This is a genomic window from Actinoallomurus sp. NPDC052274, assembly GCF_040679475.1.
In the GTDB taxonomy this organism is placed as follows: Bacteria; Actinomycetota; Actinomycetes; order Streptosporangiales; family Streptosporangiaceae; genus Actinoallomurus; species Actinoallomurus liliacearum.
This window is the reverse complement of sequence record NZ_JBFAUT010000051.1, coordinates 57,838-70,433: the sequence shown is the minus strand read 5'-3', so window position 1 is coordinate 70,433 and position 12,596 is coordinate 57,838. Positions and strand designations below refer to the sequence as shown.

General features: G+C 71.6%; 4 protein-coding genes. All 4 read left to right on the top strand.

Annotation, left to right across the window (positions count from 1 at the left end; translation table 11 throughout):
* Positions 1–211: 211 nt before the first annotated feature.
* Entirely contained in the window at positions 212–3,961 is a 3,750-nt protein-coding gene (locus AB0K82_RS33170) for a glycosyl hydrolase (protein ID WP_364404651.1), read from the top strand.
* Between the two features lie 85 nt (positions 3,962–4,046).
* Positions 4,047–5,459 carry an L-fucose/L-arabinose isomerase family protein gene (locus AB0K82_RS33165; RefSeq protein ID WP_364404649.1) on the top strand — a complete coding sequence of 471 codons (1,413 nt, stop codon included), beginning with the start codon at positions 4,047–4,049 and terminating at the stop codon, positions 5,457–5,459.
* A 48-nt stretch (positions 5,460–5,507) separates the two neighbouring features.
* A complete protein-coding gene (locus tag AB0K82_RS33160; protein WP_364404648.1) occupies positions 5,508–9,470 on the top strand; it encodes a family 78 glycoside hydrolase catalytic domain in 3,963 nt (1,320 codons plus the stop codon).
* Between the two features lie 43 nt (positions 9,471–9,513).
* On the top strand, positions 9,514–12,516 hold the full coding sequence (locus AB0K82_RS33155; RefSeq protein ID WP_364404646.1) for a glycosyl hydrolase: 3,003 nt from the start codon (positions 9,514–9,516) through the stop codon (positions 12,514–12,516).
* Positions 12,517–12,596: the final 80 nt, after the last annotated feature.

Genomic DNA, 12,596 nt, shown 5'->3' with positions numbered 1-12,596 from the left:
GCGGCCGAGGCGGAGATCGTCCAGCTGCCCGCGGAACCGGCCACCGCGGGCCCGCCGCCCCAGCCCGATCACCACCGGCTCACCGTCCGGACCGGCCCCCACCGGCCCACCGGTGTGGCGTCCAGGCGCCACACCCTGGAGGGAACGAGATGACATCGGCCATGGGAACCACGGGACGTCACGGCGTCCACGACCTGAGAGGCCTCCTGCCATGAGGCGCGCGTCCAACCGGTTCGCGGGGGCGCCGACGGCGATCCTCCTCGCCCTGTCCGCGGTCGTCGTCGCGGTGACCCCGACGGGAACCGCGGCGGGCGCGCCGGTGTCCACGGCGGCCGTCCCGGCCCTGACCCGCGCCACCTTCGCCGACCCGCCCACCTCGGTCCGGCCGAAGTACCGCTGGTGGCAGCCGCTGGCCTACACCGACGACGGTGAGCTGGCCGACGAGCTCGGTCAGATCAAGAAGGCGGGCGGCGGCGGCGCCGAGGTCGCCCCGTTCAACGTCGAGGGCACGGGCAACAACACCAACCCGTTCCTGGAGAAGTACGGCTGGGGCACCCCGCTGTGGGCGCAGAAGACGCGGACGATGCTGGCGGCGGCCAAGGCGAACGGGCTCAGCCTCGACTTCACGATCGGCCCCCGCTGGCCCGCGACCGTCCCCACGGTCACCGACGTCAACGACGCCGCCGCGCAGCAGCAGATCGTCTTCTCCTACGAGTTCCGTCACGGCGGCACCAGCAGGTCCGGCCCGCTGCCGGCCAACCTCGACGTCTCGCCGCCCGCGGGGGCCGAGAAGACCCTCATCGCGGCGCTCATCGCCAAGTGCGCCGACGCGAGCTGCGACCACTCCACCAGCGCACCGCGGCTGCTCGACCGGTCCAGCGTCACCGACGTGACCTCGGAGGTGGACGCGCGGGGCGAGCTGTCGGTCGACCTGCCGGGCGACGCGAACAGCACGTACGCGCTGATCGCCTTCTACCAGGCGCCCACCGGGCAGTCCCTGTCCGGCTACACCGCCACCGGCACCAACTACGCCCTGGACACCTTCGGCAAGGCCGGTGCCCAGGCGACCACGGACTTCTACGACGAGCACATCCTCACCTCGGACGCGCGGAAGCTGCTCGCCCAGATGGGCACCAGCGAACTGTTCGAGGACTCCCTCGAACTCGGCACCACGCAGAAGTGGACGCCCGAGATGGTCGCGCAGTGGCAGAAGCTGCGCGGATACTCCCCGGTCGACGTTCTCCCGGCGCTGGCCGGCGCGGGCGACCAGGGCATCACCGGCAAACCGTTCTTCGACTTCGGTGACGGCCTCGGCGCCCGCGTACGCACCGACTACCGGCAGACCCTCAGCGACCTGTACATCGCGAACCGGCTCGACGTGCTGCGTGCGTGGGCTCACAAGCACCACATGGGCACCCGCATCCAGCCGTACGGCATACCGGTCGACATCTCCGACGCCGCCTCGCACATCGACGTCCCCGAAGGCGAGTCCCTCGCGTTCGGGCAGTCGGTCGGCGCCTACAGCAACGTGCAGGACTACCGGGTCGTCGCGACGGGAGCGCACCTGTCCGGGCAGCCCGTGGTGTCGGACGAATGCTGCGCGTTCTCCGGCTCGGTCTGGGGATCGACGGCCGGGGCGGGTTCGGACACCTCGAACCTGCAGGCCGTGTACCGCGGCTTCGCCGGCGGGGTGAACCAGGTCGTCTGGCATGGCTTCCCCTACCTGACCAAGGGCCCGCAGGGCGCCGGCGCACAGGAGGTGTGGCCCGGCATGACCTACGGCGGCAACACCTCCTACTCCGAGGCGTTCGGCGCCAAGGGCGGCCCGAACTGGGCCGACTACCGTGCGATCAACGACAGCGTGGCCCGCATGCAGCTCGTGCTCAGACAGGGCAGGCCGCGCTTCGACCTGGCCGTGTACTGGCAGGACTTCGGCATGAACGGCACGGGGACCACGGGAAGCGGCTCGAACAAGCAGATCCAGAGCTCGTCGGCGCTGGCGGCGGCCGGGTACACCTATGAGTACCTCAGCCCCGCCCAGCTCCGGCGCAAGGACGCCACCTACCCCGACGGCGCCCTGTTCGGCGACAGCTCGGCGTACCACGCGGTGCTGCTGAACGACCAGACGACCATGCCGGTCGACACCGCGCAGAAGCTGCTCCAACTGGCGCAGCGCGGACTGCCCGTCGTCATCGTCGGTGACCTGCCGAGCAGCGTCCCCGGAGCCAACGACGCGGCGGACCAGGACGCGAAGCTGCAGTCCTTGGTGGCCCAACTGGTCAAGCAGCGCGGCGTCGTGCGGGTGGCGAGCGAAGCGGACGTGCCGGCCGCGTTGAAGGGCTTGAAGGTGACGCCCGCCCTCACGCCGCAGAACGACTCCGGCGCGATCCTCGACGTACGCAGGCACGCGGACTCCACCGACTACTACTACCTCTACAACCAGACGAACACCGCGACCGCGCAGACGCTCACCCTCACCGGTGACGGCGTGCCGTACAGGCTGAACACCTGGACCGGTGAGATCACCGCGATCAGGAACTACACGTCCGGGCATGGCAAGGTCACCGTCCCCGTGCAGCTCAACGGCAACAACGCCGAGATCATCGCGGTCACGTCACGGCACGACGGCACCTTCAACGGCGCGCCGGGGCGGCCCGGCACCGCGAGCACGGCGAGCAGGACGAGTCCGTCGGCCGGCACGCCGAAGCCGGTGGCGCTGGGCGACTGGTCGCTCGCGGTGGAGAGCTGGGAGCCCGGCGCGTCCGGCCTGCCGGGAGACACCGCCCACAAGAAGCTCGAGCCGGTCACGCTCAAGGCCGGATCGGACGGCAGGCTGCCGGCCTGGTCGGCGATCACGCCCGACAACGGCTACGCCGTGAACCTCAAGGACGTATCCGGGACGGGCACCTACACGACACACGTCACCTTGGGCGACGAGTGGAAGGGGGTCAGCGGCGCGAGCCTCGATCTCGGCACACCGGTGGACACCGTGACCGTGAACGTCAACGGGCACGACCTGCCGCCGCTCGACCAGGCCGATCTGCGCCATGTCGAGGTGGGCGAGTACCTGCGCGCGGGTCAGAACACGATCACCGTCCGGGTCGCGTCGACACTGCTCAACGCGGTCCGCGTCGCGCCGAACACGGGCGCGTCGTCGCGGACGCCGATGGACTACGGGCTGTTCGGGCCGCTCACCCTCACGCCGTACGCCGGCACCGTTCCCCTGCTGACCGCCTCGGCGCTGGAAACGTCGCTGCCGCTGGCGAAGGGCGGGTACAACCGCGCCACCGTGGTGGTCGCCAACGGCTCCGGCAAGCCGGCCGCGGTGACGCTCAGCGCGTCGGCCGCCTCGGGGATCACCGCGACGCCGGAGAAGGAGCGCATCACGATCCCGGCCGGCGGCTCGGCGACGGTGCCCGTCGATCTGCGCGACTCCGGTGTCGCGACCGGAACGAACACCCTGACCGTGACGGCGCGGAGTGACGCCGGGCCGACCGCCACGACGACGGTGGCCCTGCGGCATTCCGACGACCTGGCCCTCAACCCGGGCGGCGCGCCGTTCCCGCGTGTGATCGCGGATGCGAGCCAGGACCGCTATCCGGCCCCCCTCGCGGTGGACGGATCAGCCGGCACGTTCTGGGTGTCGTGGGGCCGGGCCGCCGGGCAGGGCCCCACCACGGCCCGCCCGGTGCGGTACGGACTCGACTTCGGCGCGGCGATCGACATCGGCTCCGTCACCGTCGGCGGCCGGTCCAACTACGGGCCGCGCGACTACGACGTCCAGGTGTCCTCGGACGGCCGGAACTGGCGCACGGTGGCCAGTGCCACCGACACCCCGAAGGCGGGCGGAACGACGACCTTCACCTCGGTGAACGCCCGTTACCTGCGACTGAACATCACCAAGAGCTGGGACTCCGTCACCGCGAACGTGCAGATGAGTGAGCTCACGGTGCGGCCATGAGGCCGCCGGTGGCGCACGGCCCGCCGCGTCGGCGGGCCGTGCGGTGCCGGCCGACCACCGGACGACACACGATGGAAGGGATGAGATGACCGCGAACAACGGACGCGTGCGCGTCGGGCTGGTCGCCGGAGGGCTCGGGGCCTACTGGCCGCAGTTCCCCGACCTGCTGCCGCAACTCAAACGGTCCGCCGACCGCGTCTCCGAACGGATGCGCGCCCTTGGGGCGGACGTCGTGGACGTCGGCTTCATCTCCGACGCCCAGGAGGGCGCCGCCGCCGCGGACAAGCTCCGGGCCGCGGACTGCGACCTCATCGTCGGGTTCCTGACGACGTACATGACCGCGACGATGCTGGTGCCGATCGCGCAGCGCAGCGGCGCCCCCGTGCTGCTGATCAACCTGCAGCCGACCGAGTCGATGGACCACGCGACCTTCGACACGGGCCAGTGGCTGGCCTACTGCGGCGCCTGCCCGCTGCCGGAGATGGCCAACGCGTTCCTGCGCTGCGGCATCCCGTTCCGCTCGGTGTCGGGGTACGTCGAGGACGAGCGGGCCTGGGCGAAGATCGGCCGCTGGGTGCGCGCGGCGGGCGTACGGGCGGCGCTGCGCCGGGGCCGGCACGGCCTCATGGGCCACCTGTACCCGGGCATGCTCGACGTCTCCACCGACCTGACCCTCGTGCCGGCGAACTTCGGCGGCCACATGGAGGTCCTGGAGTTCGACGACCTGCGGGTCCGCGTGGAGAAGGTCACCGACGCCGAGGCGGAGGCCAAGAAGAAGGAGGCCGCGGAGATCTTCGAGCTGGCCGACTCGGTCAACGACGAGGATTTCTCCTGGGCCGCGCGCGTCGCGGTCGGTCTCGACCGGCTCGTCGCGGACTTCGAGCTCGACAGCCTCGCCTACTACCACCGGGGCCTGGACGGCGAGATCCACGAACGCCTCGGCGCGGGCATGATCCTCGGCGCGTCGCTGCTGACCGCGCGCGGCGTCCCGGCCGCCGGCGAGTACGAGCTGCGCACGTCTCTCGCGATGCTCATCATGGACCGGCTCGGCGCGGGCGGCTCCTTCACCGAGCTCCAGGCACTGGACTTCCAGCGCGGCCACGTCGAGATGGGCCACGACGGCCCGGCGCACCTGGCCATCAGCGACGCGAAGCCGCTGCTGCGCGGTCTCGGCGTCTACCACGGCAAGCGCGGCTGGGGCGTGTCCGTCGAGTTCGACGTCAAGCACGGCCCGGTGACGGCGTTCGGCCTCCGCCAGGGCCGCGACGGCCGGTTCGCGTTCGTGGTCTCCGAGGGCGAGGTCGTGGACGGGCCGCTGCTGCGGATCGGCAACACGACCTCGCGCGTCGACTTCGGCCGCGACCCGGGGGAGTGGACCGACGCCTGGAGCGCCACCGGCATCTCCCACCACTGGGCCCTCGGCACCGGCCACCGGCTCGCCGACCTGCGCGCCCTCGCGGACCTGATGGAGGTGGAGCTGATTCACGTAGGCGCCTGAAGCGCGCCGCAACGCACAAGTCGGGGGACTTTACATCAAGGAGATGGTGTGACGAGTTCCTTCCGCATGCGCAGAATGCCCCGGCTGCTGGTGCCGGTCGCGCTTGCACTCGCCGCGGTCCTGGCCCCGGGCTCGCCGGCTCGTGCGGACACCGCGCGGCTCGGTGTGACGGGCCTGCGCACCGACGCCCTGGACACCGCCCTCGGCATCGACGACGCCACGCCGACGCTGAGCTGGAAGCCGACCGCGACCGGCCGGAACGAGGCGCAGGCCGCCTACCAGGTGCAGGCCGCCTCCGCCCCGGACAGGCTAAACCACCCCGACCTGTGGGACTCCGGCAAGGTCGCGGCCACGAGCCTCAGCGCGGTCTACAAGGGTGCGGCGCTGAAGTCCCGGCAGCGGGTCTGGTGGCGCGTACGGGTCTGGGACGCCGCCGGCCGGGCCTCCGGCTGGAGCGACCCCGCGTGGTGGGAGATGGGCCTGACGGCCAAGGCCGACTGGTCGGCCAAGTGGGTCGGTGACGACCGGTGGGTCAACCGCAAGCCGACGCCGGTCACGGTCAAGGTGCCCGCGCAGGACGCCCGGTACGTCCGGGTGGACGTGACCAAGCTGGGCCTGCCGATCGTCGAGAGCGGTTCGCTGCTGTCCCGGCTGCAGCTCGCCGAGATCGTCGTCGCCGACTCGGCCAATCCGGGCGTCGACCTGGCCAAGGGCGCGGCCGTCACGGCCTCCGACGTGCGCAGCTACCCCGGCAAGTGGGAGCCGGAGTTCCTGACCGACGGGTCGCTCAGCACCGAGCAGGCACCGTTCGGCTACACCAGCAACGCCTACAAGTCCCAGGACCCGGGTCACGACATCTGGCTGCAGCTCGACCTGGGGCAGACCCGGCACTTCGACCAGGTCGTGCTGTACCCGCGCACGGACACGATGACCGCCGACGCGAAGACGCCGAACTTCCCCGTCGACTTCACCGTGCAGACCGGGAACGACGCGAACCTGCGCACCGTCGCGACGGTCACCGGCCAGGAGCCGCCGCCGGCGTACCACACCGACTTCCCGCCGCTGCCGATCCTCGCCCGGCAGTTCGACCTGGGCAAGGACGTCCGCGCGGCCCGGCTCTACATCACCGCGCTCGGCCTTTACGATGCCACCATCAACGGCAGGCCGGTCAGCGACGCGGTGCTGGAGCCGCCGAACACCGACTACCGCAAGCGCGTCGTCTACTCCACCTACGACGTGACGGGGCTGCTGCGCAAGGGCGGCAACGCGATCGGCGTACGCCTCGGCAACGGCACCTACAACGTCGCGCCGACCGCCGACCGGTACACCAAGTACGTCGGCGCGCAGGGCGCGCCACGCCTGCTCGCCCAGCTCGAGGTGACGCTGAAGGACGGCACCACCGAGCGGATCGCCACCGACGCGTCCTGGCGCACCGACCTGGGGCCGACGACGTTCTCCCAGTGGTACGGCGGCGAGGACGAGGACGCGCGGCGCGAGCAGGCCGGCTGGGACCGGCCCGGCGCGGACCTGTCCGGCTGGAAGCCCGCCGTCGAGGCCGCCGACCCGGGCATCGCCGTCGCGGCGCGCACGTCCCCGCCGATCGTTCCGGTCGGGCGTGGGCACACCGTCCGGATCACCAACCCCGAGTCCGGGACGTACGTCTTCGACCTGGGCGCCAATGTCTCGGGCTGGCCCGTGCTGCACGTCGGCGGACCGCGCGGGACCACCCTCACGATCAAGCCGGGGGAGCGGCTCGGCGACGACGGCCTCGTCGACCAGGGCACGATGATCGCCGGCGGGAACCGGCAGCCGCCGGTCGAGGACCACTACACCCTCGCGGGTGGCGGCGAGGAGACCTGGCACCCGCGCTTCGTCTACCACGGGTTCCGGTACGTCCAGGTCACCGGCCTGCCGTCGGCACCCGCCGCCGGCGACGCCGAGGCGATCGTGCTGCGCGCCGACAACGCGACGGCCGGCACGTTCGACAGCTCGGACCTGCTGCTGAACGACATCCACAAGATCACGCAGGCGTCGATCGCCGGCAACATGTTCAGCATCCTCACCGACTGCCCGGACCGGGAGAAGCTCGGCTGGCTCGAGCAGACCCACCTGGTCCAGGGGTCCGTCGCCCGTGACTTCGACGTCGAGGCCTACTACCGCGACTTCCTGCGGAACGTCGCCGAGGCCCAGCTGCCCGACGGGCACGTGCCCGACATCGCCCCGGAGTACGTCGTCTTCAGCGGATCGGCCCGCGACGATCCGAACTGGGGCAGCGCGATCATCATGTCCGCCTGGCAGCACTACCAGTCCTACGGCGACGTCGGCACGCTGCGGACCTACTTCCCGGCGATGGGCCGGTATTTCGACTACCTGACGTCGAAGACCAGCGGAAACCTGCTCGACTACGGCTACGGCGACTGGGCCGGCACGGACTCCTCCACGCCGGTCGGCATCGCCGCGAGCTATGGCTACTACCGGGACGCCGTCGCCCTCGGCAGGATCGCCCGGCTCCTCGGCGAGGACCCCTCCCGCTACGACACCGCGGCCGGGAAGATCGCCGCGGCGTTCAACGCCAAGTACCTCAAGGAGGGCATGTACGGCTCGGGCAGCCAGGCCAGTGACGCGTTCGCCCTGGACATGGGCGTCGTGCCCGCCGGCCAGCGGCAGGCCGTCACCGACCACCTCGTCAAGGCCATCGAGGCCAAGGGCTACCACCTGACCGTCGGGGAGATCTCCCTGCCCGCGGTGTTCCGGGTGCTGTCCGCGGCCGGCCGCGACGACGTGCTGCTGAAGGTCGCCCAGCAGGTCACCGCGCCGAGCTACGGCTACCAGGTGGTGCACGGCGCGACCACGCTCACGGAATACTGGGACGGCCCGACCGGCTACGGCTCCCAGGACCACTTCATGCTCGGCGCGATCGACGAGTGGTTCAACGCGGGCCTGGCCGGGATCCGGCAGGCCGACGGCGGCGCCGGCTTCACCGACCTGGTGATCCGCCCGGCGGTCGTCGGTGACCTCACCGGCGCGAGCGGAACGTACGAGACGCCGCGCGGCCAGGTGGCCAGCTCCTGGCGCCGCGAGGGCGACACGCTGCACCTGGACGTGACCGTGCCGCCGGGCGCCCCGGCGCGCGTCGAGGTGCCGCTGCTCGGCGGGAATCACGTGACCGCCACCCCCGGCGCGAAGTGGGTCGGCGCGCAGAACGGCTACGGCGTCTACGAGGTCGGCTCCGGGCGGTGGTCCTTCACCGCCGTGACCGCCTCCTCCGTCGCCCAGGACCGGCAGCAGCTCGCGGTCGAGCCGCCGTTCGGCGTGAACGTGCCCGTCCTGCCCGGTCAGTCCACGTCCACGCGGTTCCGGGTCACCAACCTGGAGGACCGCGCGGTGACCGTCCGCCCGAGCGTCTCCGTCTCGGCCGGCTTCACGGCGTCGGTGTCCGGCGGCCCGGTGCGCGTCCCGGCGCACGGCTCCGTCCAGGTCCCGGTCGCGCTGAAGCAGACCGACACGGGCGTCTCGTCGGGGACCGTCACGCTGAAGGCGGGTGACGACGGCGCGTCCGCGCCGGTCGCGGTCACCTCGAACCTCGTCCGCGCCGCGACCATGTCGGCCTCCAGCACCCACAGCGGCTCCGACCCCGGCTGGGCGAACGACGGAGGCACCGACTCGGAGGTCTGGCTGAACGGCGTCGGCGGCTGGAACGACGACACCGCCGGCGGGTTCCCCGACTCGCTGACCGCGACGTGGAACGCCCCGGTCACCCTCGGCCGGGTCCGCGTCCTCACCCTGAACAGCGCCAAGTCCTCGGCGGCCAAGTCCGGGATCCGGGACTTCGACATCGAGGTGCGCACGGGAGACACCTGGTGCACCGTCGCGACGGTCAGCGGCAACACCGCGGGCACCGTCGAGCGGACCTTCGACCCCGTCCAGGCGTCGGCGCTGCGCGTCGTCGTCCACGACTCGAACGACCACAACTACAGCCGGGTGATCGAACTCGAGGGTTACACCTTCTGACCGGCAGCTCAGCACAACCCTGCTTCACCAAAGGATTCACCGAATGAAGAAAGAAACGCCGGCCGACGGGTTCAGCCGCCGCGGCTTCCTCCTGACGGCCGGCACCGTCGCCGCGGGCGCGGCCCTCGCCTGGGGTTCGCCCCTCGGCGAGGCCGCCGCCCGCGCCGCGGGCTCCGGAACGGCCGGTTCGTTCGCCCGGCCCGACGTGTCCGTCGCGCCGAAGTTCCGCTGGTGGTGGCCGGACGGCAACGTCGACCCCGACGAGATCCGCCGCGAGGTCGACCAGATCGCCGACGCCGGTTTCGGCGGCGCGGAGATCGCCGCCGTCCACCACAGCATCTCCGACAAGTCCGTGCTCGACCCGGCCGGGCACGGCTGGGGCACCCCGGCGTGGGTGGCCGCCGTCGAGGCGGCGCTCGACCAGGCGCAGCGGCGCGGCGTGACGATCGACCTCACGATCGGCCCGTCCTGGCCCGCCGCGGTGCCGACGATCACGCCGGACGACACCGCGGCGGTCAAGGAGCTGGCCTACGGCTCGGCGACCGTCGCGGCCGGCGCGACCTACGACGGACCGGTGCCGGCGCCCGCGCGCGCGGCCGCGTCCGCGGCGAAGGTCCAGAAGCTCTTCCTCGTGCAGGCCGCGCGGGTGAACACGGCCAACTCCACGCGCAAGGAGACCGGCCTGGACCTCGCCTCGGTCCAGGACCTCACCGGGAAGGTCGCGGACGGGCGGCTCTCCTGGACCGCGCCGTCCGACGGCTCCTGGGTGATCATCAGTCACTGGGAGCGCGGCTCGGCGCAGACGCCCGAGTCCGGCCCGCACACCGCCCCGGCGGCCTACGTCGTCGACCACTTCAGCGCCGCCGGCACCAAGGCCGTGACCGCCTACTGGGAGGAGCACATCCTCACCAAGTCGGTGCGCAAGCTGATCAAGAAGGCGGGCGCCACGCTCTTCGAGGACTCGATCGAGATCGAGACCAAGGCGCTGATGTGGACCCCGGACCTGCCCAAGGAGTTCCAGAAGCGCAAGGGCTACTCGGTGCTGCCGTACCTGCCCGCCATCACGCAGGACAACGGCAACCAGCTCTACGCCTACGAGGCCGCGGCGACCCGGCGCATCCGCTACGACTACTGGGACGTCATCTCCCAGCTGTTCAACGAGAACCACATCACCGCGCTGCGGGACTGGGCGCACTCGGTCGGCCTGGAGTTCCGCTGCCAGCCGTACGGGCTGCAGACCGACGCGATCGCCTCGGCCGCCATCCTCGACGTGCCGGAGGGCGAGTCGATCGGGTTCCACAACCTCGACGACTGGCGGAGCCTGGCGGGCGGCCGTGACATGGCCGGCCGGAAGGTCCTGTCCGGCGAGATGGGCGCCTACACCGGCGGCGCGTACAACACGACGTGGAAGAAGTTCCTGCTCACCGTCGGCGGCGCGTACGCGGCCGGGCTGAACCGCAGCGTCATCCACGGCTTCTCCTACGCCACCGCGCCGGGTGTGAAGTGGCCCGGCTACGCCGCCTTCACCCCGTACAGCGGGAGCATCGGCTACGCCGAGTCGTGGGGACCGCGCCAGCCCACCTGGCGGCACATCAAGGACATCTCCGGATACCTGAGCCGCGTCCACCAGGTGCTGCAGACCGGCACGCCGCGCGTCGACGTCGCGGTCTTCCGGCAGACCGGCTACTCCAAGACCGGCATCGGCGTGTCCTGGTTCACCGCGACCGGCATCACGCTGGGCTGGAACCACCAGTTCATCAGCGCGCCACTGCTGGACCTGCCGAACGCCGGCGTCCGCGGCGGCCGGCTCGCCCCCGACGGCCCGCGGTACAAGGCCGTGTTCGTCGAGGGCGACCACTTCTACAACATGGACTCCACGCTGCAGCTCGGCGTCGCCGAGAAGCTGCTGAAGTTCACCAGGGCGGGCCTGCCGATCGTGCTGCTCGGCGACTGGTCCGCACCCGTGGTGCCGGGCCTGGGGTCCGACGCCGAGAACGCCAGGCTGCGGTCGGTCGTGACCGACCTGCTCAAACAGCCGAAGGTCAAGGTCGTCGCCACCACGACCGACGTCCCCACGGCGCTCGCCGACCTCGGCGTCACGCCCGACGTGACCTACGCGCAGAGCTCGACGCTGCTCAACTTCCACCGGTACGACGACAAGGGCGACATCGACTACTACTACCTCTGCAACGGCAAGCACGCCGAGACGGTCAAGCCGCCGGTCGCCGCGATCGACCACCAGGTGTCCTTCACCCGCAACCACAAGAACGCGGTGCCCTACCTCCTCGACCCCTGGTCCGGGGAGGTACGGCGGGTCGCCCTCTACACCGAGGACGGCGACAAGGTCACGATGCGGGTCACCCTGCAGCCCGGCGAGGTGCTGATCGTCGCGCTGGCGGGCCCCGGAAGCCTCGGCGACGCGCCCGGGCGGGCCCACGCCACCGGCACCGAGGCCCCCGAGGTCGTGTTCGCCGACGGCAGGCTCATGGCCCGCGCGACCGCGGCCGGCACCTATGCGACCACCCTGTCCACGGGCCGCACGGTACGGACGGAGATCCCGGACGTCCCCGCGCCGATCACGCCGACGAGCTGGCGACTGGAGGTCGAGGACCTGCAGCCCGGCGCGTCCGCGACCGAGACCAAGACGGTCGTCCACCGGCTGACCCTGGACTCGCTGCAGCCGTGGCCGAACATCCCCGAACTGGCGGACGTCTCGGGCATCGGCCGCTACACCACGACCGTCGACCTGCCCCGGCCCTGGACCAGCGCGTACGGCGCGTACCTGCGACTGGGCCAGGTCTTCGACACCTGCCGGGTCACGGTCAACGGCAGGCAGGTGCCGCCCGTCGACCAGATCAACCCGGTCGTCGACGTCGGCCCGTACCTGCGGGCCGGCGCGAACACCATCACGGTGGAGGTCGCGACGACCCTGAACAACCGGCTGCGGGTGTCCGACCCGTCCGTCTACGGCGTCGCGTCCCGCCAGGCGTACGGGCTCATCGGTCCGGTCAGCCTGGTCCCGTACGCGCAGGCCGTGATCGCCTAATCCCACCCCGACCCCGGGCCGGTCGCGGGGGTCCTCCGTCTCCCCGCGACCGGCCCGGCTCCCACCTCTCCGATTCACCT